The sequence below is a fragment of the Allobosea sp. P4_H5 genome (assembly GCF_056400825.1).
In genome coordinates, this window is record NZ_JBFUKM010000010.1 from 101,109 (window position 1) to 122,581 (window position 21,473).

The following is a 21,473-nucleotide window of genomic DNA, read 5'->3' on the forward strand; positions in this document are numbered from 1 at the left end:
CCGGGGACGATCATGTCGAAGCTGCTGGTCAAGCCGCAGGCGCCCGATGCCGAGGGGCGCATCCACGAGGTCACGCCTGAAACGGCAGGCTGGGAGCATGTCGGCTTCGCCGTGCACAAGCTGGCCGACGGGCAGAGCCTGTCGCGCGAGACCGGTGACAGGGAGCATTGCCTCGTCCTGCTCTCGGGCAAGGTTTCGGCCAGCGCCGGCGGTCAGGAGTTCGGCGTGATCGGCGGGCGCTCCTCGCCCTTCGAGCCCGACCCCTGGTCGCTCTATGTGCCGGCTGGCTCCAACTGGAACGTCACGGCGCAAGGGTCGTGCGAAGTCGCGATCTGCTCGGCACCGGGCAAGCCGGGCGCGCGGCCGGCCCGCGTCATCGGCCCGGCCGATGTCGGCTCGCTGACGCGCGGGGAGGGCAGCAATACCCGCCATGTCCGCAACATCCTGCCCGAGACGGAGGCCGCAGACGGCCTCCTCGTCGTCGAGGTGATCACGCCCTCGGGCTGCTGGTCGAGCTATCCGCCGCACAAGCACGACCAGGATAGTCTGCCGGCGGAATCGCTGCTGGAAGAGACCTATTACCACCGACTCGACCCGCCGCAGGGTTTCGGCTTCCAGCGCGTCTATACCGACGACCGCTCGCTCGACGAGACCATGGCTTTTTCGGATGGCGACGTCGTTCTCGTGCCGAAGGGCTATCACCCGGTCGGCGCGCCGCATGGCTACGAGCTCTATTACCTCAACGTCATGGCCGGGCCGAAGCGGGTCTGGAAGTTCCACAACGACCCCGCGCATGAGTGGATGCTGAAGGCGTGAGCGAGGCAGCCGGGATCGACCTCATCGGGGACGAGAGCCTCGCCTATCTCCGCAGCCGCACCGCCTTCGCCACCGGCGCGGGGATGACGCTCGACGACGGCTATCGCCTGGCGCATCTGCCGCTGATCAATCCAGGGCATCCCAAGGCGATCGCGCGCAAGGACGGCACGCATTACGAGAACGGTCGGCACCCGCCGATCTATTCGCTGGTGGTGCCGACGCTGGGACTGACGGACGCCCCGGCGTATCGGGAGCTCGAACAAGAGCTGCGCGAGGCGCCATTCGCGAGCAAGATCGCCTGGGACATCGTCGCCAGGCGGCAGGCGAAGCTGCATGCAACGGTGTGCGGCTCGCTGTCGATCGGCGCGCCGCCGCTAATCGATCCTGCGGCGCGAGAGGCGCTGTCACGCATCCGGCCGGTCGCCATGGAGTTGCGCGGCCTGTTCTCGGGCAATGTCAATCGCGGCCGGCTCTATCTGCGACTCTACCCGGAACGCCGCGACGGGCAGAACGCGCTCCACCTCCTCCAGCGGGCGCTCGGGCGGCCGACCAGCGATCTCTATGTCGTCGGCATCTGGAACCTGAAGGACGACCTCGACGTTGCCGAAGCGGCAGCGCTTGCCGCCTTGGTCGAGCGCTGGTGGGACAGGCCGATCCGACGCTTCAGCGCGGATGCGCTCTGGCTCATGGGAGCCGGGGACGACCTCGTACTCGATTCCGAAATCGTCGAGACTCTGAGCCTGACATAGGCCGGCAACCGGCAAGGCGCCGTTCCGGCTTGCCTTGGCGGCGCGACGGGTCTACGTCGCGCTCACCGCTTTCAGTCGCCGCTCTGCGGCCCCGCGATCCTTTCGGCCCGCCTTGGGCGCCGCTGCCGGACGGATCGCCCAACCGACAAGGATCGACCATGGCCCGCAAGAAATCAAAGCCGCTCGACGCCGCCTACGTGCTGTTCGACGTGTTCTACGAGGATGGCTCACGCAGCTCCAATCGCCGCGTTCCTACCGAATTGCTTGGCGGGATCGATGGCGACGATCCCGCGCTGGAGGCAATTCAGGAGCAGGACCGCGTGATCGCCGAGAGGTCGGGCAAGCCGCCGCTTACGATCCGGAGTGTGGTGCGGGCAGGCGATGCCGAGAAGCAGGCGGCTCGTCAGGCGGAGAAGGCCTCGCGCCGGGGCTGAGCCGCCTAGCCGATCGGTTACCGCTTGGCCCGGCGGCGGGTAGCGGGCTGCTCCTGGCCGCCGCTGCTCAGAAGCGAGCCGATCACATAGAGTGCCAGGCCGACGCCAACCACCGCGGCGAGGGGCTCGCGTTCGCCGCGCTTCATCAGCATCTGCCCGCCCTCGCGGGCATAGTCGCGGCCCATGTCGAGATAGTCCTGCCCACGATTGGCATAATCGCGGCTGCGATCGAGCTGTTCGCGGCCATTGCCGACGAGATCGCGCCCGGCGCGCAGCGCCTGATCGCCATAATCCCGCAGCACCCGCGTCCAGCCTGATGTGTCGGGCTGCCAGCTCGACCGGCGCGGCGTCATCGCCCAGGCGAGCAGGCCGACGCTGACCGCGCCGACGGCAAAGGCCGCGAGCGGATGGCGGTTGACCGTCTCGACCGCCGCCTCGCCGGTTTCCTGGGCATAGCGGCCGGCATCGCGCAGCGTGTCGCGGGGATCGATTTCGGCCAATTTCTCGCGGGCCCGGCCGTAGCCGTCCTTGACAGTCTCGGCCGTGCGGTTGGCGAGGTCGGCGGCTCGGGCCGCGACGCTGCCGGTCGCACGGTCGATCTCATCCTCGCTGGAGGGCACGTCCGGCGGCAGGCGCTTGTCGTTGTCCATCATTCGACTCCATGACTCGAAGGCTTCATGGTCGAAACGAGGGAATGCCGGCAGGGTTCCGCCGCCGTGCGGTATTAGCGCGTGGCGCGACGCGTGGTGCGGACGACACTGGGGGCGCTGACGGCGCCAGCTGCGCCGCCGACCACGGCCCCGACCGGTCCAGCTATGACCGCTCCCGTCCCGGCGCCGACCGCAGCGCCGCTGACGCGCTGTTCCAGCGTCGTGCAGGCAGTGAGGCCGAGAGCGAGGATAGCGAGGGTGATTGCGAACTTCATCGGGACGTCCTTGAGTTGTTGCTGGGATGGAACGAGCAACTAGCCCAGAAGTTGCCGCAGGGCGATGGCAGAGATTTCCATCGTTGGTTAAGCTCGCCGCGGCGAGCTCGACTCATCGCCTGGAGCAGGATGCGAAAAGCGGGAACCGGTTTTTCGCATGAATCCTGCTCTAAGCCTCTAGAATCGATCACGTTTTGTGATTTTGGATCGATACCATCCAAAATCATCGTGATCCAGGGAGACTGCACATGAAGACGCTTCTGTTCTCCACCGCCCTTGCTCTGATGACCATGGGTCTCGCCGGCGCGCCGGCCTCGGCCCTGACCATGAAGGAGTGCAGCACCAAGTATCAGGACGCCAAGAAGGCGAACACGCTGAAGGGCCAGAAGTGGAACGATTTCCGCAAGGCCAACTGCGCCGATGACGACGCCTCGGAGAACGATGCGGCTGCGGCGGTGACCGACGCTCCGGCTCCGGCGGCGACGCCGGCTGCGACCACGGCAGGCAAGCCGGCGGCGGCGGCCCCGGCAAAGCCGGCGGGCAAGGCCAAGGCTGCGGTTTTCCCGCGGGTCGTGTCGCCGAAATATTCGGATGAAACCGCCGGCAAGGCGCGCCTCAAGACCTGCGTTGACCAGTACAACGCCAACAAGGCTGCCAACGCCAATGGCGAGCTGAAGTGGATCGAGAAGGGCGGCGGCTACTGGAGCCAGTGCAACACCAAGCTCAAGGGCTGAGCAGGAATAGGCGCGGCGCGCCCGGGCCTCGGGCGCGCCGGCAATATCGTCTGGACTTGATGAGCGTCAGGCCTTGCCGACGCTGCCGTAGACCATCCGCCCCTTGTGGAAGGTGGCGCTGCGCGCCGGAACGCGTGCGACCGCCTCGGCGGAGCAGCTGGCGCCGACCAGCGTGAAGCCGGCGGTGTCGCCGACCTTTGGCCAGGCGCGCTTGCCCTCGTCGTCGAGCGGCAGGACGCCGCCGGTGGCGATGGCGAGCGAGCGCGACAGGCGGAACTCGTCCGAGTTCCGATAGACCTGTGCGTAGAAATAGGACCGCTCCAGCATGTCGCCGCTGCCGAAGGGCGACCAATGGTCGATCACGCTGTCGGTGCCGGTCATCACGAAGACGCCCTTGTCCTGCAATTGCGGCAGCGGCATCGTCAGGGCGCCGAGCGGCACGGTCGAGGCGATCGTCATCTTCTGGGCCGAAAGGCGCTGGATCGTCTCCGCCTGCAGGCCGGGCGCCATCGTCGCCAGGGCAAAGCCGTGGCTGATCGTCACCTTGCCGCGCAGCGCCGGGTTCTTCTCGACCGTGTCGATCATGTAGGCGACCGCGGCAGCCCCCGACGGGCCGGTCTCATGCAGATGGATGTCGACGCCCCGGCCGGTGTCGAGCGCGATCTGGAACATAGCATCGAGCGATTTCTCCATCGCCTTGTCGACATTCGTCGGGTCGAGCCCGCCGACATACTGCACGCCCATCTTCATGGCTTCGCGCATCAGCCCATCGACCTTGGAGTGCAGCAGGCCGTGCTGCGGGAAGGCGACGATTTCGCAGGAGAAGTCGTCGCGATGCTTCTCGAGCGCGAGCAGCAGGTGCTCCAGGCTCTTCAGCCCGCTGACCGGATCGATGTTGCAATGGCTGCGGGCGGTCGTCGTGCCCTTCGACTGCAAGAGAGCGATCAGGCCTTCGGCGCGCTCCTGCGAGGTCGGCAGCAGCGTCGGGATCAGCTTCTCTTCCAGCGCGATCATGTCCAAGATCGTCTTGCCCTGACGCGGGCGCGGCGCCTGCCAGGGGCCGCCATAGAAGGTCTTGTCGAGATGGATGTGCATGTCGCGCATCGCCGGCAGCGCCAGCTGTCCCCCGGCGTCGTAGCGCGGCAGGGTGGCGGAGAGGGTGGCGCCGGCCGGATGCAGGGCGGCGATCTTTCCGTCCTTGATCTCCAGCGTGTAGAGCCCGGTGCGGGTTCCGACCACGATGTCGCCGTCATAGTCGAAGCCGTCTTCGAGCCGGACGCCGCCGAGATAGTAGTGGGGGGCCGTCAGTGTCGTGACACCGGTCTTGCCGGCGTCTTTCTCGGTCTTGCTCGGAGCCGCCTCGGCGCTGCCACCGGCGAGGCCGATGACCGTGGCGGCCGTGGTGAGCTGACCCGTCTGCATGAGAAAACCCCTGCGGCTCTGGTGCTGCACGCTGCCCATGTCGTTTCCCCGGACTGGATGTTGGTGCTCCCCCTCTACGAGAGGGCCGTCCGCGGTGGCAGCGATGTTTGCCCATGATGATCATTCGATTCGGTAATGATCAATATGTCCAAGCCGATAGCCGGAAGCGGGCCTTAAAAAACCTGCCTATGGCTCCAGCCCGCAGAAGGCGCAGAGTTGTCCGGCGAGAGCTATGGTCGCGTCCGGAGCGTTGTCGCGGTAGTAGAGCGCCAGTTCGAAGCCGGTCACGTCCGGCAGGCCTTCTGCCGTCCCAAGCACACGGTGGCCCTGCTGTCGGCAACTCGCCGGAAGCAAGGTCAGGCCGAGACCGGCGGCGGAGGCGGCGATGAGCGCAGCCAGGCTCGTGCTGGCGTAGCTGACGCGCCAGCGTATGCCGAGACCGTCCAGCGCCTCGCACAGTTCCTCGCGGTAGAGCCCGTTGAGCGGGAAGACCGCCAGCGGCACCGGCGCACGCTCGATGGCGGGGTGGGCCAGGCTGTCGAGCCAGAGTAATGGCTCGGGCCGCGCGGCGCGCGGTGGCTGGCGGCGGCGCTGCTTGACCAGGATCAGGTCCAGCTCCTCACGCTCATAGGCGCTGTAGAGGTCGGCGCTGAGGCCGCTGGTGACGTCGAGCCGCAGATGCGGCTCCGCCAGGCTGAACTGCGCCAGCAAGCCTGCGGTCGGAACGGTGAAGTCCTCGGGCATGCCGAGCCTGAGCACGCCGTCGCGCCAGAAGCCGGTCAGCGCGTCATGGGCCTCTTCGTGCAGAGCGAGGATGCGCCTTGCATAGCTCAGCAGCCGGCTGCCCTCCTCGGTGAGCTGGACCTGATGCGGGTTGCGCTCGAACAGAGGCTTGCCCAGCATCTCCTCCAGCCGCCGGACCTGCTGGCTGACGGTCGATTGCGACAGCGAGACCCGCTCGGCGGCGCGGGTGAAGCTCATGCTCTCGCAGACCGCGACGAAGCTCTGCAGCAGCTGCGGGTTGAACATGGGATAGCGGGTCATCGTCGCGCTGCCGGGCGGTTCGAGGCGGGGCGCCCGATACTAGGCAGTGCAAGCGCCGGCAGCCAAGGCGAGGCCATCGCTCAAGCTGCTTCAGCGGCATGATGTTGGGAGATCAACGATCAGTCGTTAGGCCTGGTGGAGCTGAGGGCCACCACACTGAGCTGACAGGGGTACCAAAACATGCCTTCTGTACACAGGTTCAGTTTATGTCCTGTCACGTTCTTTCTTTGTTCTGATTCGCCGTGCCACACAATGACTGACTCCTGTTGAGGTAAAAGTTGGGCTATCCTCGCCCGATTAGCCGCACGACGATGCTACGTCGGGAATCATCGCGCACCTTTGCCGATCTAGGCTCACTCGGTGTCGTCCTGAACGGCACGAAGCCTCGCAGTGAGGCGGGCGAGCCGCTTCGTCACCTTGTCCAGCCTCATTTGGTCGAGGGGTCTTGCTGCCCTTCCGGCCCGAGTGTGAAAAGACCGTCGTCGGCCGCGGCCCGGAGTTGGCGGAAGATCTGGCGCAGGTGTGAGGCGAGGCTGAGGTCGAGGCGCTGCGGCGCCGGCTCGAAGGCGTGACCGGCGGTGAGTGGTCCGTCTCAGGGCCGGGAGCGAGGTGAAGTTGCGCGCAACCGGTTACGCGCTCCCACCCTCGGTCAGAACCTGATCTCGACCTTGCCCCTGAGCGTATGGTCGCGGGCGTTCGCGCCGTAGACGCCGCCATAGCTCACACCGAGATTGACGTTGGACAGGCCGCGCCAATCCAGTCCGGCCTCGACGATGGCGGCGTCGCGATCAGCCTGGGCGCTTGCGACGCGGAAGCTGAACGAGCCACTGCTGAAGGCGGCCAGCGCCGTGGGAGTGACCTCGCCGAAGGAATGGCGCCAGCCCAGCGAGCCACGCGCGAACAGGGGCCCGTCGCCGAGCCTGATCTCCGTCCGCAGGCCGAGCGTGGACAGACCGAACCATTGCGAGCCGGACGCCACCGCCAAGGCGGCGGAGCCGCCGGTCTCCGTCACCCTGTCACTCTGCAGATTGAGTAGCACGACCTGCGCGAAAGGCTCGAGCCCGAACCGCCCGACATCGAAGCGATAGCCGACATCCAGAAAGGCCTGGGCCAGCATGCCGCCCGGGCTGGACGTCAGGCTTTCGCCGAAGTTCCGGAATGCGACGCGGCGATCGATGTCGCCGGCGCTCCAGCTGACGGCGGCGCCGAGCGTCAGGTTGAGGCCACCGAATCTGGCTGCACCGTAAAGCGCGGCATGAACATTGTCGGAAGAGCCGGAGGTCGCGCGCGTGGCGATGTCGAAATGCGAGCGCGTATAGCCCGCCGCCGCGCCTAGACGCCAGGTCTCATCGAACGCGACCTCGCCGCCGACGAGGAAGCCGCCGCCATTGCGCCTCATCGCGCCCGCGTTAGCGGTGCCGTCTGACCGGCCCTGATAGCCGATCGCTGTTCCCCAGGCCGAGAAGCGCGGCGCCGCCAGATTGGAGCGTGTAGCATTGTCCGCCAAGACCCCGCCCGGCCCGTCGGCGCTCCAGGATGCGACGCCCGGGCCGGCAGCACCAGGGGGCAGCCGCGTATGCGACAGCAACGCGTCGCGCATCGCATTGCCGTCGGCCACCATGTTCAATGCGTTGGCCGCATGTGCCTCGCCCGCCAGCAGGCTCAGGCCGGTGCGCGCTTCCGCGACGGTCGAGCCGATCAACGCCTCGTAGACGCGATTGCCATTGCCCAGCGTCTCGGCCACGACACCGACTGCGCTCTGGTTGGCCGTCGTCGCCACCGTATATCCCGTGCCGCCGAAACGCCGGTCGTTTCGGGCCATCGTGAGGGTCACATCGGTCGCGCCGTAGCTCAGCGAGGGCGTGAGGAAGGCGAGATCGGAGGTCACAGCCGAGAACTGGCCGCTGACACCGCCCTGCGCCGTCAGGATAGTGTAGCGCGTGACCTGGTTGTAGTCGCCATTGGCGGCGACGACCTGAACCGTACCGCCAGACAGCGTTGCCATCCCGGACGCGACGATCCTGTCGCTCTGGCCCGAGGCATCGACCTCGACCCGATAGGTCGAGGCCGAGCCGAGGGAGACATTTCCGGCGACCGTCAGCGTGCCGATCGAATTGCCCGGAGCGACCGTTCCGGAAACGGCGGCAATGCCGCCGACCGTTCCGGCGCCGCCCAGCGTGCCGCCATTGACGACCACGGTCGAGCCCGCCAGCGACCCGTTGACGGACAGCGTGCCCGCTTCGACCGAGGTCTGGCCGGTGAAGCTGCTCGACCCCGTGAAGGTGACGACGCCGCTGCCGCGCTTGGTGACGGAGCCGGCGCCAGACAGGACACCGGCGTAAGTGCCCGTATTGCTCTGGTCGAACACCAGGGCTGCATCGACCTGGATCGCGCCCTGCAGGCTCGTCGTGGTCCCGGCCAGCGTGCCGCCGGAGACGGTCGTCCCCCCGGTGTAGCTGTTTGCCCCCGTCAGGGTCAGCGTCCCGCTCCCGACCTTCACGAGCGAGCCGCCTCTATAAAAACTCCCCTCACTGTCGATGATCGCACCGCTGAACGTCGTCGAAAGATTGTTGCTGCCGACAGTCAGCTGCTTGGAGCCGAGCTCGACCGTGCCGGCCCCCTCGATCGAGCCTGCAGTCATGCCTGCCGTCGTTAAACTGAGTATGACGAGCTCGCCGGACACGACGAACCGGGCATTGCCTCCCGTGCTGTATTCCGAAAAGGATACGGCAGTGCTGAAGCCAACGATGATCGTTGCATCGCCGGCCGTCGAACGTCCCTCGAATATGCCTAACGCATAAGGTCGGACGGTTGCGTTGCCTGCCGTGCTGTCATCCTGAAATCTGAAATACCGCGAGGTGATGTTCGAATCGGCGGCGGTGCTGGTGCCGGAAAATATAATACTCCCATCGCTCACGATGGAGGCGTTTCCGGCGCTCGCGGAATTGAGGAACTGCATCGCATTGAATCTGAAAACTTCAAATGTCTGCGTATTGCTGGAATTGTTGACGATCCCAGCTCCGTCGAAGGTAATGCTTCCGCTGAAACGATAGGCTGGCGCATCCGCGTTGAAGGTGAAGCCGCCATGGGTCGAGGACATATAGTATTCGGTGCGAGCGCTCGTACCGAAATAGCCCGTTCCGGTCGGGACGGTTCCAGTGGACCAGTTCTGACCTTCGTTGGTATTGGCGCCCGGAGGGTTATAAAGCCAGGTCGCATCGGTGCCCGCGGCCTGCGCCGATCCGGACACTGACAGGCAGGCCATGAGACCCGCATCGAGAGCGAAAGCGATGCACGCAATCCGCCGCCCCAGCTTGCCCATCCTCCCCCCATCGCCGCGAAGCCGTTCCGCATCGCACGCTGCCGTACAACCTGAGCGAGGTAGCCTCATGGACCGGACAAGCGCAACAATTTCCTCGACGGCGTGCCCGGCAGGACGGGCGATGTGCGCGGGATTAAGGGCGTGCGGGGAGAGGCCGCCGTTGCCGCGCTGCGGGCGTCGATCGAGCGCTATGAGGAGATCAGGCTGTGTCGGGGGCAGCGCATGAGCCCGATCCGCATCAACCGCAGCCGCGGCCGGGGCAAGCCGTCGCGCTCCTTCGCCGTGAAGCCCGTCACTCTCCCGACGTTCTCGTTCTACGGCCATCTGCCCGTCGTCTTCGCTGACGGGGAACTGGTCATCGGCAGGCGCGTCATACCGATGGGGCGCCGTGCATGAGCAGTCAGCAGCAGTCAGCAGATTGTACATAAGGCCGGCCTGACAGGTGCGGCCATCGCCTCCAGCGAAGAGCAGGTGGAAGCCGACGCTGCGGCGAGCATTCCGCTCGCTCGTCAACTTGCCGCGCGAGGAAGAAGCGAGGGTGCATTACGAGCGCTTCAGCAAAGGTCTTCTGCGAAGCCTGTGGGATCGCATTACGGGTAAGCATGCGGCGATCCGCCGGCAGAACGAGGAAGAGTTAGCGGCTTCGCTGGTCAGAGATGCCGCCGAGCGCCAGGCTCTTGTCGAAAGGCAGCTAGCCGAGCGCCGTGCCTTGCACCGGCAGATAAAGGAGCATGAGCGGCGGCTGGAAACCGAGCTGATCTCTCTACAGGAGCAGCCCCACCACCGCGCTGAACATTTATTGTCACCCGAGCACGATTTGTATGCGCGGCGTCCGCGGCGCTCGCGCAAATTCTCCTTAGAGACCTAACTCACCGTGCCGACGACCCGCTTCCTCAATCTTCCGGCGGAAACAGCCCCGGCATCCAGCGATCAGCGTATTTGGCAGGGAATGCCAGAAACAACGGGCTACGTGTCGTCTCCGAACTGATCACGCCGGCATCGAGCAGGGCAGAGGTAACGCGCCGTGCCGTGCGATCGCTCGCTCCCAGCATCGCAGCGACTTCCCCGCGCTCAAGGGAGCCCTGATAAAGCAGCGCCTTCAGCACGGTGTCCGATTTTGGGGGAAGGAGGTCGGCGCGCATCTGCTCTTCCGTCCAGATCATGATCCGGTCGCGCAGTCGGTCGGGCTTCATCAGCCCTTCCATGAAGTCGACCTGGTCGATGCAGCATTCGAGGAAGAAGCGCGTAAATTTGGCGAGCTCTTCCTCGCTGAGATTGCCGCGGCCATCGAGGTCGTTGCGGCGCGTCAGGTCGCATGCGGCAAGATGGGCCTTGTAGGCATTTTCCTTCCTCGCCAGTCCGCGCGCGATCGACCACAGGCCACGCGTATCGAGCGCCTTTAAAAGCATGGCATAAGACATCAATCGCGCGACGCGGCCGTTGCCGTCGATGAAGGGGTGCACCCAGAGCAACCGATGGTGCGCGCAGGCGGCTGCGAGAATGCTCTCGGTCTTTCCGAGCCGCCCGTAGGCCTCGTGCATGCGTTCGAGAAAGCGCGGAACGGCGCCCGGGCTTATCGCGAGATGGCTGCCGACCTGAACGTCCCGCTTGCGCAGCTCGCCCGGAATTACCGGCACCATCTCGTGCGTAGCAGGCTCCTCGACCTGAAGAAGCTCTTTTGGCAGCAGTTCGCAAAAGCGCCGGTGGATCTCGCGGATAATGGCCGGTTCGGTCGGACTGCCCGCGATACCGCCCTTGTCGATCCACTGCTGGACGGTGATGTGGGCTTTGGCTTCAAGCTGGAGATCGCGCTTGTTGGGATTGTCGCTGTAGTCGCCCGCAAGCGCGCGCTCGATATCGACGGGATGGGTGTTATGACCCTCGATCAGGTTGCTGTAGTAGCAATTCATCGAGCGCACGAGATCGGACAATGCGCTCGCGATGGAGGCCGGCAAGCTGCTGCGAAAACCGGCCGAACGCTCCGCAAGCGTGAGCGCAAGATCGTTCAGCTCGCGCCGGATCGGGCTTCCATCACCAATCATCAAGGGCTCAAAGAGCCCAATCCGTTCTTCACCATCTCTAATTGCCATGCTACCGCTTCTTTGGCCGCTTTGGCGGCCGGTTTCCTATATGAAAGAACCCTATAATATCATATTGATAGAAACATTTCCATGAGAATAAGAGGCTTAGTTTGGCCGCTTTAATGTCCGTACAAGTGACCGGGCATTGGCGCGACCGCAGGGATCTCCGCGCAGCAGTCGATGCTGTTTTGAGAGCGCAGCATCGAGGATGAACATGGCCGTCGAACCGGACAGCGCGGGTGTGCGCTTCCCACCGCCCTTGATCTATCTGGGAGCGCTGCTGTTGGGGCTGGCGGCTGAGCGGTTCGTCACCCTGCGCTCTTTCGGCATCGACTGGCGGTTGCTGGCCGCAGCAGGCGCGCTGCTGTTCATTGCCGGCGCGGGGGTGATGCTTGCGGCGGCGGGGCTGTTCCGGCGGCTGGGCACCAACGTTCGGCCGTCGCAGCCAACGACCCTCATCGCAACGACCGGTCCTTATCGGTGGACCCGCAATCCCATGTATCTCGGCATGGCGCTCATCTATGCGGGCCTCGCGATCGGCTTCGACGGGCCGATCGCCTTCGCTTTGCTCCCGTTGGTGCTGATCGCGATCCGGACGCAGGTGATTGCCCGCGAGGAGCGCTATCTCGAAGCGAAGTTCGGCGACGACTACCGCCGCTACAAGGCCGAGGTTCGCCGCTGGCTCTGACTATTTCGGGCTGCGCGCTTCGGCTGACGACAACGTCATTGGCGCCGTCCAGGCTGCTGCACAGGTTCGGTTGAGTAGCGCACGGCTCTCGGCGGCCGCCTCCAGGAACCGTCGCGACATCTGCTCGTCATTGACGGCGCGCGAAAGGACCATCGCGCCGATCATCGTCGAGAGGATGGCCATGGCCTTGCCGCTGGACTGCGCATTGCCGGCGTCGTCAATCCAGCCGCCAAGCAACTCGAGGTATTTCTCGATTCCAGCTTGGAACGCCGCCTTCACGTCGCCGTTCTGGCGTGCCGCATCAGAGCCAAGCGCCACGATTGGACAGCCGTCACCCCGCAAGGCGCGATGACCCATGCTGAGATAATAGGCGACCAGGCTATTCGATGTTTCTGCGTCGGCCAGCGAGGTGCGACCTTGAAGCTCTTCATAAAGCAGCAGACGTTTTTCAGCCCGAGGATAGTCCGGTTGACTCCGTGGCTCACGTCCGCTTTCCGGCAAGGCGCCAATGTCTGGTTGTGGCGTAGTCGAGAATTATGTCGTTGCGACCCGGATCTTCATCATGCGGAAGCTGACGGGCCGGGAGGCGTGCGCTATTTCCAGCGCCGATGATGCCGATTTTCATGAAATGTCCTGTCAGGCCGGCAATCCGTTCTGCTTTCGCAGGCTCTTGTCGAATGCGGATGCCGGAACGAAACGGCGCAGCAAGCTGATCTGGCGCGCCATTTTCCCCGCTGCATAGCGCCGCTTCGGAGCAGAACTGGTCGCGGCTTCAAGGATCGTCCTGGCCACGACTTCAGGCGCATCGCCGGTTTCGATCGCTTTGCGCAGGACGCCGTTCATGCCGGCGCGCGCGGTGTCATAGATGTCGAGCTCCCGGTCGGGCCTTACGAGATTCTCTTCGAATGAGGTGCGGGTATAGGCCGGCTCGACCAGCACAACCCGAATTCCAAATGCGCGCAGTTCGTGGTCGAGCGATTCAGAATAGCCTTCGATGGCATGCTTGGTAGCCGCATAGAGCGCGGAATAGGGAGCCGGAATCAGGCCGAGCAGCGAGCTCAGATTGATGACCCTGCCCTGCCTCTGGCGATGCATGACCGGCAGAACCGCGTTGGTCACGCGCAGAACGCCGAAGACGTTCACGTCGAACAGCGCCTGCGCCTGTTCGATCGAGGATTCCTCCGCGCCACCGAGTAGCCCGATGCCGGCATTGTTGACGAGCAGGTCGATGCGTCCGGCCCTAGCCACCACCTCATTGACCAGCTTCGCCACGGACTCATCATCGGTCACGTCGCAGGCCAGCATGGTGACGCCCTCGACGCTCTCGGCAGCTGCCCTGCGGCTCGTTCCGAACACGCGATACCCCGCGCCCTGTAACGCTTTGGCCGTGACGCGGCCGATGCCGGAGGATGCTCCTGTCACCAGGGCCACGGGGGGATTGTTCTTGTTCATGAAAACCGTCTCTTTCTTTTTGTTAGACTGGCGACGTCGAAGCGCTACGAGCCCTCGCGGCCTGCGTGCGTCATGAGCTCCCTCCGCCGCTCCCGGCAGTCAGCTCGTCCTGTCGATTCCTGCATGCCGCCTAAACCGCCGGGCTCGGTCTGCCGCTGACGCAGCGCGACTGGAAGGAAGACCAGAAGGGCAAGCACCGAACCCGCGGTCAGGACGACGGCCAGGGAAACGGACGGCGGAAATGGCAGCGTACTGGCGAACGACGCGCCAATGGCGGCGCAGCCCATCTGCAAGAAGCCGAGCAGCGCCGATGCCAATCCGGCCTGCCGCCCGAAGGGAGTGAGCGCAATCGCAGTGCCGAGCGGATTGATCAAACCCATCCCGAACAGATAAAGCACGATGGCGATGGTGAAGGTCGCGAAGGTCGGCGCGGCCGCGAATGCGAACATTGCGACGCTGCCCGCGAGCGCGATGAAGAGGCCGATCAAGCCGATGGCACGCTGGCCCCGGCGATGCGCCAGCCGCGGCGCGAGAAAGCCTGCCAGGAAGACGACCAGAACGGTCGCCGCGAACGACAAACCGAGCTGAACCGCGCTCAACCCCAGCTCATTCATCAGGACGCCGGGAGCGGCCGCAAAGAAACTGTAGAGCCCGCCGATGACGAGGCTCACCGCAAGCGCGGGCAGCAAAAAGCGGGTATCGGAGGCGAGGCGGCCATAGGCGGATGCCACGGCCGCAAGCCTCAGCGGCGTTCTGCGATCGAGAGGATGGGATTCCCCGATGCGAGCGACATAGTGCAACGCGAGCGCTACGCCGAAGACTGCAACGACGAGAAAGGTGATCCGCCAACCGAACAGGCCGGACAGGATACTGCCGAGCAGCGGCGAAAAGCCCGGCGCCACCGCCCCGGCGATCATGGTCAGCGCCAGAGCCCGGCCGAGCGCCTCGCCGTCAAACAGATCGCGTGCAATGGCGCGCGAGAGAACGGAGGCCGCGCAAGCCCCCAGCGCCTGAATGACCCGACCTAAAACCAGCAGGGGCAAAGTACCGGCCAGTGCGCAAACGACGCTGCCCGCGGCGAAGACCGCAAGGCCTCCCAGCACCAGCCATTTGCGGCCGAAGCGGTCGGAGAGAGGCCCGACCACAAGCTGCCCGAGGGCGAATGCAACGAAAAAGCTGCTGAGCAGGAAACCGAGTTCCGCTGAGGAAACCGCAAGCTCGGCGCCCATTCCCGGAAAGGCCGGAAGGATGATGTTGGTGGCGAGCGCCCCGAGCGCGGCCAGACCCGCGAGCAGGAACAGGGTTCCGCCGGTCAGGTGGCGCTCGGAAGGGGCCGGGGTTGCGATCGAACGCGCGGACATCATGGCTTCCTGCCCACGACCAGGCAGGTCGACGTGCCATGCGCGCAGAGCCGCCCATGCACGTCCTCGATCCTGCCCTCCAGCGTGATGACGCTCCGGCCGCGCGAGACCACATGACCGCTCACACGCACTTCGCCGGAATCGGCAAAGAGCGGGCGGACGAACTTGGCGGTAGTTTCATGCGACGGGCAGGTTTCGCCGGGCGCAAGCGTCGTCTGGGCGGCAAGCGCCATGACGGTGTCGAGCATCGTCATGATCCAGCCGCCATGGACCGTATTGGTCAGGTTGCAAAAGCGCGGCTCGGGCGTGGCCAGGAGTGCGACCTTGCCTTCCTCCGGAGGAAGCAAGGTGAAAGGCAGCGTTTCCGCCATCGGCGGGCGGCGGATGCTGCCGTCCGCCAGCCGCGCAACGAGCTCGAGCCCGGACCAGCCCGCCAGCTCGGCGATTGAAACAGTGGCGCTGCGCGCTTCGGCCGGAGACGTCGTCATTGGCGCGCTCCTTGCCCGGCATCATTCGCAGACGATCCCGGCAGCACGCTCTCGGCGGCCGCTTGCAGGAACCGCTTCGACATCTGCTCGTCATTGACGGCGCGCGCGAGAACCACCGCACCGACCATCGTCGACAGAATGGCCATGGCCTTGCTGCCGGGCTCCTCGCCTTCCTCCTCGCCGACCCAGCTGCCCATCATTTCAAGATAATGTTTGATCCCGCCTTCGAACGCCGCCTTCACGTCCGGGCCTTGCCTGGCCGCATCCGAACCGAGCGCGACGACCGGACAGCCATCCGCTTTCTCGGCGCGGTGACCCATGCTGAGATAGAACTCGATCACGGCCGATAGCGGGTCTTGAGGGTTGGACCCGGCAGCGGCTGACCACCTGCCCGAGGCGCTCTCCAAGGCGCGCTTAGAGGCCTGCGCCGCCAGATCGTCCTTGGATTCAAACTGCTTGTAGAAGGCGCCCTGCGTCAGCCCGGCGCCCGCCATCAGATCCTTGAGCCCAATGCCGTCGAAGCCATGCTCGCGGAAAAGGCGGCTTGCCACATCGATAACCGTTTGCCGGTTTTCCTCTGCCTGTTGCCGACTGACGCGCATCTGGGATCTCTCAAATTAGATTGCATTCATAATCTATAACAGGTATAGTGGTCGAATGCAATCTAATTGGTACGGGGCGATGGGAAAGAAAAAGAGATCGGTTATGGCCGCGGCGGGCGTTGTGCTCGCAGCCTCAGCAGTGGCGGCATTCGTCACGCTCTCGGCGCGGCCGCAGAACGCCTCTGCCGTGAACGACCCGCGACAGAATGCGCCGATCGTCAGGCTCGCGACGGCAACACCGGTTGCCGAATCCGAGCGCCGCTTCACAGGCGTCATCGCCGCCAGGGTGCAGAGCAATCTCGGCTTTCGCGTTGCCGGGAAGATCGTCGAACGGCTTGTGAATGTCGGACAAGCCGTGACAGCCGGTCAGCCGCTGATGCGGATCGACGAGACGGACCTTCGGCTCGCGCTCACTGCAAAGCGCAACGCCACTGCTGCGGCGCGCGCCGTCCTGATTCAGGCGAAAGCCGACGAGAAGCGCTACGCCGTTCTGGTCAAGGACGGCTTCGCTGCGAGCCCGCAGCGCTACGAGCAGGCAAAAGCGGCGCTGGACACAGCCGCGGCCCAGCTCGCCGCCGCCGAAGCGGACGAGAAGGTTGCGGAAAACAGCTCCAGCTATTCCGTGCTGGTTGCCGACGCCGATGGAATCGTCGTCGAAACGCTGGGCGAGCCGGGACAGGTCGTCACCGCCGGTCAGACCGTCATCCGGCTTGCCCAGGCCGGTCCCCGTGAAGCGGTTGTCGCACTTCCCGAGACGATCCGGCCGGTCATCGGCTCTGCTGCCGAGGCGAACCTCTTCGGGGCCGACGCCCGGCGCTACGCCGCCACACTGCGGCAGCTCTCGGATTCGGCCGACCTTCAGACACGCACCTACGAAGCGCGCTATGTGCTTGCAGGCGAAGCCGCGGCGGCGCCGCTCGGGGCAACCGTCACCATCCGGCTGTCAAATCAGGCGAGCCAGCCGGAGACGGAAGTGCCGCTCGGCGCCGTTTTGGACGATGGCCAGAAGACAGGCGTCTGGCTGCTGGATGAGACGACCTCGACGGTGAAGTTCCGCGCCGTCAAGCTTGTGCGGGTGACGAACGAGACGGCTGTGATTTCCGGCCTTAACGCCGGCCAGCCGGTTGTCTCCCTTGGCGCCCACCTTCTGCAGGACGGCGTCCGTGTCAGGACTGCCTCCCAGAACGGGAGCAGCCGATGAGCTTCAATCTTTCCGCGATCGCCGTTCGCGAACGGGCGGTCACGTTGTTCTCCATCATCCTGCTCGTCGCTGCCGGCGCCTATGCGTTCGTCAAGCTCGGACGGGCGGAAGACCCGAACTTCACCATCAAGACGCTGACCGTCACATCCGTCTGGCCGGGTGCGACGGCGCGCGAGATGCAGGACCTCGTCGCCGAGCCGCTGGAGAAGCGGATCCAGGAGCTGACCTGGTATGACCGCGTCGAGACGACGACGCGCCCCGGCTACGCCTATATGACGGTCAACCTGAAAGACAGCACGCCGCCATCCGCCGTGCAGGAGGAGTTTTATCAGGCTCGTAAAAAGCTGGCAGACGAGGCGCGCAACCTGCCGCCCGGCGTGCTCGGCCCCTTCGTCAACGACGAATACTCAGATGTCAGCTTCGCCCTGTACGCGCTGAAGGCCAAGGGCATGCCGATGCGGGAGCTGGCCCGGCAGGCCGAGACCATCCGCCAGGATCTTCTGCATGTGCCCGGCGTCAAGAAGGTCAACATCCTGGGCGAGCGCCCCGAACAGATCTTTGTCGAATTTTCCTACACCAAGCTCGCGACTCTCGGCGTTTCGGCGCAGGACATCGTCGCCGCCTTGCAGCGGCAAAATGCTGTTACGCCGGCCGGCTCGATCGATACGAAAGGGCCGCGTGTCTTCATCCGGATCGACGGTGCGTATGACAGTGTCCAGGCGATCGCCGACACGCCGATCGTCGCGGGTGGACGCACGCTGAAACTTTCCGACACCGCAGAGGTTCGCCGCGGCTACGAAGACCCGCCGACCTTTATCATCCGGCATCAGGGCGAGCCCACAATCATGCTCGCTGCCGTCATGCAGGAGGGCTGGGACGGTCTCGCGCTCGGAAAGGCGCTGGAGAACAAGACGGCCGCGATCGCCCAGACGCTGCCGCTCGGGATGACGCTCGACAAGGTGACGGACCAGGCGGTCAACATCTCCTCGGCCGTCGATGAATTCATGATGAAGTTCGCGATGGCACTCGGCGTCGTCCTGCTGGTGAGCCTGCTCAGCCTTGGCTGGCGTGTCGGCATCGTCGTGGCGGCCGCTATTCCGATCACATTGGCCGTCGTGTTCTTCATCATGCTGGAGACCGGCCGCTTCTTCGACCGCATCACGCTCGGCGCGCTCATCCTGGCGCTCGGGCTTCTCGTCGACGACGCCATCATCGCCATCGAGGTGATGGTCGTTAAGATGGAAGAGGGCATGGACCGCATCAAGGCGGCTGCCTATGCGTGGAGCCACACGGCCGCGCCGATGCTGTCGGGCACGCTGGTCACGATTGCCGGCTTCCTGCCGGTCGGCTTCGCGCGCTCGACTGCCGGCGAATATGCCGGCAACATCTTCTGGGTCGTCGGCTTCGCGCTGATCGTGTCCTGGATCGTAGCGGTCGTGTTCACGCCCTATCTCGGCGTCAAGATGCTGCCGGAGATCAAGCCGGTCGAAGGCGGTCATCACGCCATCTACAACACTCCGAACTATCGGCGTCTGCGGCGGCTCATCACCTTCGCGGTCAATCACAAGTTCCTGACCTGCGCGATCGTCGGCGTCGCCTTTGCGCTCTCCGGCATCGGTATGGGCGGCCTCAAGCAGCAATTCTTCCCCACCTCCGACCGCCCCGAGGTACTCGTCGAAATCCGTCTGCCGGAAGGCAGCAGCATCGAGACGACGACCGCTGCAGTCGAAAAGGTCGAGCACTGGCTCGAAAAGCAGCCTGAGGCCAAGATTGTCACCAGTTATGTCGGCCAGGGCGCCCCGCGGTTCTTCCTGGCGCTGTCGCCGGAGCTGCCCGATCCGGCCTTCGCCAAGATCGTCGTGCTGACACCGGATGCGCAAACGCGCGAGGCCCTGAAGCATCGGCTGCGCGACGCCGTATCGAACGGGCTTGCGCCCGAAGCCTATGTCCGCGCCACGCAGTTCGTCTTCGGGCCGCCTTCGGTGTTCCCGGTCGAATTCCGCGTGACGGGCCCCGATCCTTCCGAGCTCTACAGGATTTCCGAAAAGGCTCTGGAGATCATGCGCGGTGTTCCCGACGTCAGGGAGGCGAACCGCGACTGGGGCAATCGCACGCCTGTGCTTCGCTTTGTCCCGGACCAGGACCGCCTCAACCTCATCGGCCTCTCGCCGGCACAGGTCGGCCAGCAGCTCCAGTTCCTGCTGACCGGCATCGCGGTCACGCAGGTCCGCGAGGATATCCGCAACGTACCCGTCGTCGCGCGTAGCGCCGGCGGCGAGCGGCTGGACCCGACCCGTCTCGCCGACTTCTCGCTGATGAGCCGGGACGGCCGACAGGTCCCGCTCGACCAGATCGGACATTCAGAGATTCGCCTGGAGGAGCCAATCCTGAAGCGCCGCGACCGTGTGCCCACGATCACGGTCCGCTCGGAGATCAACGAGGCGACTCAGCCGCCAGAAGTCTCCAAGCAGGTCCTGACGGCGCTTCAGCCGTTGATCGCATCGCTCCCCGCCGGCTACCGCATCGATATGGGCGGCTCGATCGAGGAAGCGACCAAGGCGAACGATGCGCTCGGGAAGATCTTTCCCATGATGATCGCCGCCACGTTGATCGTAGTCATGCTCCAGGTGCGATCTTTCTCGATGATGACGATGGTGCTGTTCACCGCCCCGCTGGGCGTGATCGGCGTGGTCCCGACATTGCTTGTCTTCAACCAGCCCTTCGGCTTCAACGCGATCCTGGGCCTGATCGGACTCGCCGGCATCCTGATGCGCAACACGCTCATCCTGACGGACCAGATCAAGGAGAACCAGGCTGCCGGCCTCGACGACTATCACGCAGTCATCGAAGCGACGGTGCAGCGCACGCGGCCCGTAATCCTGACCGCACTCGCCGCGGTGCTCGCGTTCATCCCGCTGACGCATTCCGTCTTCTGGGGCTCGATGGCCTATACGCTCATCGGCGGGACTGCTGTCGGCACCGTGCTGATCCTGCTGTTCCTGCCTGCGCTCTATGCCGCGTGGTTCAGGGTCAAACCGACCACGACCGGGAACCGCGAGGCTTTGCCGGACGAACCGAAACCGCGTGTGGCCATGGCCGCAGAATAGGGCTGCGTTCCAATCAGGCAGCGCAAGGTCTGGCCCGCTGCTTGACATGTGATGCACCGGCGGAACGGTGCACTGGCCCGGTGCAGGCTCAATGCCGAAATCCGGGCCAATGGCCGGGGGGATGGAACGGGGGCGGTTCTCGGTGTCTTGAAGGTTCTCCAGGAAAGCCTGATGGACCCCGGCCTCGTTGAGAAATTCTGCGAGGAGTACACGGCGCACATCAACAAGCTCCGCATGGAGCAGAACGCTTCGATCCACGCTTACCACGCCGAGCTGGCAAAGCTGCGCAGGCGCGACAAGCAGATGGTCCGCGCGATCATGGACGGCTTCGCTTCTCCGCAGCTGAAGGAGGAAATGGAAAGACTGGTCGCACACCAGAACGAGCTCGTTAGATTGATCTCCGAGACGGACGAGGCGCCGGGACTTTTCCACCCGAATATGGCGCAGCGCTATCGGGAGGAAGTCGTCGCGCTGGTGCGGGCACTCAACGAATACGATCACCGCAGCGAGGCGGCGGACCTGATCCGTTCGTTGATCGACCGGATCGAGCTGACGCCTGATTCTCAGTCGGATGGGTTGCTGATCGATGTGTACGGCGATCTCGCCGGGATTCTGAATGTCTCGGTCGACCGCAAAAAGGATCAGGAGCTCGATCTGAAACAGATTCGGCCTGTCGCCGGATTGCCGGACGCCGCGAAACCGGAAAGTTCGGGAAGAAAGGCCGCCTCAGCGCGTCACAGCGCTTTGCGGGCCTCAAATGGTGCGATTGGTAAGGTGGTGGCGGTTGCGAACCACCACCTTGCGTCGCGTAATTTCAACGCGCATGGCAAGGTGGTGGAGCTGAGGGGACGAGAACCGAGAAATATTAAATACTTATTTTTCAATGACTTATGAGCAAAAAATAGATAGTATGCCGCACGGATGTGTACCAATGATGGATCGGCTTCGAATAAGTCGGCATGCAACTATCGAGTAGTGCAACCAAAGGTCGAAATCCATTGTTAGCTGCCTCGTGGCATCGTACCGTTTCGAACGAGCGTACAAGCG

General features: G+C 64.6%; 21 protein-coding genes. 10 read left to right on the plus strand and 11 right to left on the minus strand.

Annotated features, from left to right (window positions below; genetic code table 11):
• Positions 1 to 12: 12 nt before the first annotated feature.
• From iolB to AC1DS0_RS20625, 3 genes are all read left to right on the plus strand, one after another.
• Positions 13 to 816 (plus strand): 5-deoxy-glucuronate isomerase, encoded by an 804-nt coding sequence (iolB, locus tag AC1DS0_RS20615; protein ID WP_476816155.1) that lies wholly within the window; start codon positions 13 to 15, stop codon positions 814 to 816.
• Positions 813 to 1,565 carry a hypothetical protein gene (locus AC1DS0_RS20620; RefSeq protein ID WP_476816156.1) on the plus strand — a complete coding sequence of 251 codons (753 nt, stop codon included), beginning with the start codon at positions 813 to 815 and terminating at the stop codon, positions 1,563 to 1,565. Before iolB ends, AC1DS0_RS20620 begins: the two co-directional genes overlap by 4 nt.
• A gap of 158 nt (positions 1,566 to 1,723) precedes the next feature.
• Positions 1,724 to 1,999 carry a hypothetical protein gene (locus tag AC1DS0_RS20625; RefSeq protein ID WP_476816157.1) on the plus strand — a complete coding sequence of 92 codons (276 nt, stop codon included), beginning with the start codon at positions 1,724 to 1,726 and terminating at the stop codon, positions 1,997 to 1,999.
• A 17-nt stretch (positions 2,000 to 2,016) separates the two neighbouring features.
• On the opposite strand, the gene AC1DS0_RS20630 is transcribed toward AC1DS0_RS20625, so the two are convergent.
• A complete protein-coding gene (locus AC1DS0_RS20630) occupies positions 2,017 to 2,649 on the minus strand; it encodes a hypothetical protein (RefSeq protein WP_476816158.1) in 633 nt (210 codons plus the stop codon).
• A gap of 74 nt (positions 2,650 to 2,723) precedes the next feature.
• Positions 2,724 to 2,924 (minus strand): hypothetical protein, encoded by a 201-nt coding sequence (locus AC1DS0_RS20635; RefSeq protein WP_152011859.1) that lies wholly within the window; start codon positions 2,922 to 2,924, stop codon positions 2,724 to 2,726.
• A gap of 248 nt (positions 2,925 to 3,172) precedes the next feature.
• Between AC1DS0_RS20635 and AC1DS0_RS20640 the strand changes: the two genes are divergently transcribed.
• Complete coding sequence (locus AC1DS0_RS20640; protein ID WP_476816159.1) at positions 3,173 to 3,658, plus strand: hypothetical protein; 486 nt, start codon at positions 3,173 to 3,175, stop codon at positions 3,656 to 3,658.
• Between the two features lie 66 nt (positions 3,659 to 3,724).
• Here AC1DS0_RS20640 and AC1DS0_RS20645 read toward each other — a convergent pair whose 3' ends face one another.
• The 3 genes from AC1DS0_RS20645 to AC1DS0_RS20655 form a co-directional block, all read right to left on the minus strand.
• Positions 3,725 to 5,080: an amidohydrolase family protein gene (locus AC1DS0_RS20645; RefSeq protein ID WP_476816160.1), complete on the minus strand. Its 1,356-nt coding sequence runs from the start codon at positions 5,078 to 5,080 to the stop codon at positions 3,725 to 3,727.
• A gap of 186 nt (positions 5,081 to 5,266) precedes the next feature.
• The gene (locus tag AC1DS0_RS20650) at positions 5,267 to 6,124 is read right to left on the minus strand and encodes a LysR family transcriptional regulator (RefSeq protein WP_476816161.1); all 858 of its coding nucleotides are present in this window, start codon (positions 6,122 to 6,124) and stop codon (positions 5,267 to 5,269) included.
• A 649-nt stretch (positions 6,125 to 6,773) separates the two neighbouring features.
• Complete coding sequence (locus tag AC1DS0_RS20655; RefSeq protein ID WP_476816162.1) at positions 6,774 to 9,446, minus strand: autotransporter outer membrane beta-barrel domain-containing protein; 2,673 nt, start codon at positions 9,444 to 9,446, stop codon at positions 6,774 to 6,776.
• Positions 9,447 to 9,569: 123 nt separating this feature from the next.
• Between AC1DS0_RS20655 and AC1DS0_RS20660 the strand changes: the two genes are divergently transcribed.
• Both AC1DS0_RS20660 and AC1DS0_RS20665 read left to right on the plus strand, forming a co-directional pair.
• Positions 9,570 to 9,842 carry a hypothetical protein gene (locus tag AC1DS0_RS20660; protein WP_476816163.1) on the plus strand — a complete coding sequence of 91 codons (273 nt, stop codon included), beginning with the start codon at positions 9,570 to 9,572 and terminating at the stop codon, positions 9,840 to 9,842.
• A gap of 142 nt (positions 9,843 to 9,984) precedes the next feature.
• A complete protein-coding gene (locus tag AC1DS0_RS20665) occupies positions 9,985 to 10,314 on the plus strand; it encodes a hypothetical protein (protein WP_476816164.1) in 330 nt (109 codons plus the stop codon).
• Positions 10,315 to 10,339: 25 nt separating this feature from the next.
• On the opposite strand, the gene AC1DS0_RS20670 is transcribed toward AC1DS0_RS20665, so the two are convergent.
• Positions 10,340 to 11,488, minus strand: coding sequence for a Fic family protein (locus AC1DS0_RS20670; protein WP_476816165.1), 1,149 nt, complete (start codon positions 11,486 to 11,488; stop codon positions 10,340 to 10,342).
• 253 nt (positions 11,489 to 11,741) lie between these two features.
• Here AC1DS0_RS20670 and AC1DS0_RS20675 point away from each other — a divergent pair, with 253 nt between their 5' ends.
• Positions 11,742 to 12,215, plus strand: a complete 474-nt coding sequence (locus AC1DS0_RS20675) for a methyltransferase family protein (protein ID WP_476816166.1) — start codon at positions 11,742 to 11,744, stop codon at positions 12,213 to 12,215.
• Here AC1DS0_RS20675 and AC1DS0_RS20680 read toward each other — a convergent pair whose 3' ends face one another.
• The 5 genes from AC1DS0_RS20680 to AC1DS0_RS20700 all read right to left on the minus strand — a co-directional run bounded on the left by AC1DS0_RS20680 (position 12,216) and on the right by AC1DS0_RS20700 (position 16,118).
• Positions 12,216 to 12,716 carry a hypothetical protein gene (locus AC1DS0_RS20680; RefSeq protein ID WP_476816167.1) on the minus strand — a complete coding sequence of 167 codons (501 nt, stop codon included), beginning with the start codon at positions 12,714 to 12,716 and terminating at the stop codon, positions 12,216 to 12,218. It abuts the gene before it with no gap.
• A gap of 135 nt (positions 12,717 to 12,851) precedes the next feature.
• On the minus strand, positions 12,852 to 13,667 hold the full coding sequence (locus AC1DS0_RS20685) for an oxidoreductase (protein WP_476816168.1): 816 nt from the start codon (positions 13,665 to 13,667) through the stop codon (positions 12,852 to 12,854).
• A 44-nt stretch (positions 13,668 to 13,711) separates the two neighbouring features.
• A complete protein-coding gene (locus AC1DS0_RS20690; protein ID WP_476816169.1) occupies positions 13,712 to 15,028 on the minus strand; it encodes a multidrug effflux MFS transporter in 1,317 nt (438 codons plus the stop codon).
• On the minus strand, positions 15,028 to 15,516 hold the full coding sequence (locus tag AC1DS0_RS20695) for a PaaI family thioesterase (protein WP_476816170.1): 489 nt from the start codon (positions 15,514 to 15,516) through the stop codon (positions 15,028 to 15,030). Before AC1DS0_RS20695 ends, AC1DS0_RS20690 begins: the two co-directional genes overlap by 1 nt.
• Positions 15,513 to 16,118: a TetR/AcrR family transcriptional regulator gene (locus AC1DS0_RS20700; protein ID WP_476816171.1), complete on the minus strand. Its 606-nt coding sequence runs from the start codon at positions 16,116 to 16,118 to the stop codon at positions 15,513 to 15,515. The genes AC1DS0_RS20695 and AC1DS0_RS20700 overlap by 4 nt, the downstream gene beginning before the upstream one ends.
• A gap of 103 nt (positions 16,119 to 16,221) precedes the next feature.
• Here AC1DS0_RS20700 and AC1DS0_RS20705 point away from each other — a divergent pair, with 103 nt between their 5' ends.
• The 3 genes from AC1DS0_RS20705 to AC1DS0_RS20715 all read left to right on the plus strand — a co-directional run bounded on the left by AC1DS0_RS20705 (position 16,222) and on the right by AC1DS0_RS20715 (position 21,320).
• Entirely contained in the window at positions 16,222 to 17,319 is a 1,098-nt protein-coding gene (locus AC1DS0_RS20705) for an efflux RND transporter periplasmic adaptor subunit (RefSeq protein WP_476816172.1), read from the plus strand.
• Entirely contained in the window at positions 17,316 to 20,426 is a 3,111-nt protein-coding gene (locus AC1DS0_RS20710; protein ID WP_476816173.1) for an efflux RND transporter permease subunit, read from the plus strand. Before AC1DS0_RS20705 ends, AC1DS0_RS20710 begins: the two co-directional genes overlap by 4 nt.
• A gap of 171 nt (positions 20,427 to 20,597) precedes the next feature.
• Positions 20,598 to 21,320 (plus strand): hypothetical protein, encoded by a 723-nt coding sequence (locus tag AC1DS0_RS20715; protein ID WP_476816174.1) that lies wholly within the window; start codon positions 20,598 to 20,600, stop codon positions 21,318 to 21,320.
• Positions 21,321 to 21,473 lie beyond the last annotated feature (153 nt).

Bases quoted from the DNA above. Each gene is read 5' to 3' on its own strand.
- AC1DS0_RS20645 (WP_476816160.1), bottom strand. From the start codon at position 5,080: ATGCAGACGGGTCAGCTCACCACGGCCGCCACGGTCATCGGCCTCGCC.
- AC1DS0_RS20675 (WP_476816166.1), top strand. From the start codon at position 11,742: ATGGCCGTCGAACCGGACAGCGCGGGTGTGCGCTTCCCACCGCCCTTG.
- AC1DS0_RS20710 (WP_476816173.1), top strand. From the start codon at position 17,316: ATGAGCTTCAATCTTTCCGCGATCGCCGTTCGCGAACGGGCGGTCACG.
- AC1DS0_RS20700 (WP_476816171.1), bottom strand. From the start codon at position 16,118: ATGCGCGTCAGTCGGCAACAGGCAGAGGAAAACCGGCAAACGGTTATC.
- AC1DS0_RS20690 (WP_476816169.1), bottom strand. From the start codon at position 15,028: ATGTCCGCGCGTTCGATCGCAACCCCGGCCCCTTCCGAGCGCCACCTG.
- AC1DS0_RS20630 (WP_476816158.1), bottom strand. From the start codon at position 2,649: ATGGACAACGACAAGCGCCTGCCGCCGGACGTGCCCTCCAGCGAGGAT.
- AC1DS0_RS20635 (WP_152011859.1), bottom strand. From the start codon at position 2,924: ATGAAGTTCGCAATCACCCTCGCTATCCTCGCTCTCGGCCTCACTGCC.
- AC1DS0_RS20625 (WP_476816157.1), top strand. From the start codon at position 1,724: ATGGCCCGCAAGAAATCAAAGCCGCTCGACGCCGCCTACGTGCTGTTC.
- AC1DS0_RS20685 (WP_476816168.1), bottom strand. From the start codon at position 13,667: ATGAACAAGAACAATCCCCCCGTGGCCCTGGTGACAGGAGCATCCTCC.
- AC1DS0_RS20705 (WP_476816172.1), top strand. From the start codon at position 16,222: ATGGCCGCGGCGGGCGTTGTGCTCGCAGCCTCAGCAGTGGCGGCATTC.
- AC1DS0_RS20640 (WP_476816159.1), top strand. From the start codon at position 3,173: ATGAAGACGCTTCTGTTCTCCACCGCCCTTGCTCTGATGACCATGGGT.
- AC1DS0_RS20650 (WP_476816161.1), bottom strand. From the start codon at position 6,124: ATGACCCGCTATCCCATGTTCAACCCGCAGCTGCTGCAGAGCTTCGTC.
- iolB (WP_476816155.1), top strand. From the start codon at position 13: ATGTCGAAGCTGCTGGTCAAGCCGCAGGCGCCCGATGCCGAGGGGCGC.
- AC1DS0_RS20655 (WP_476816162.1), bottom strand. From the start codon at position 9,446: ATGGGCAAGCTGGGGCGGCGGATTGCGTGCATCGCTTTCGCTCTCGAT.
- AC1DS0_RS20695 (WP_476816170.1), bottom strand. From the start codon at position 15,516: ATGACGACGTCTCCGGCCGAAGCGCGCAGCGCCACTGTTTCAATCGCC.
- AC1DS0_RS20670 (WP_476816165.1), bottom strand. From the start codon at position 11,488: ATGATTGGTGATGGAAGCCCGATCCGGCGCGAGCTGAACGATCTTGCG.
- AC1DS0_RS20715 (WP_476816174.1), top strand. From the start codon at position 20,598: ATGGACCCCGGCCTCGTTGAGAAATTCTGCGAGGAGTACACGGCGCAC.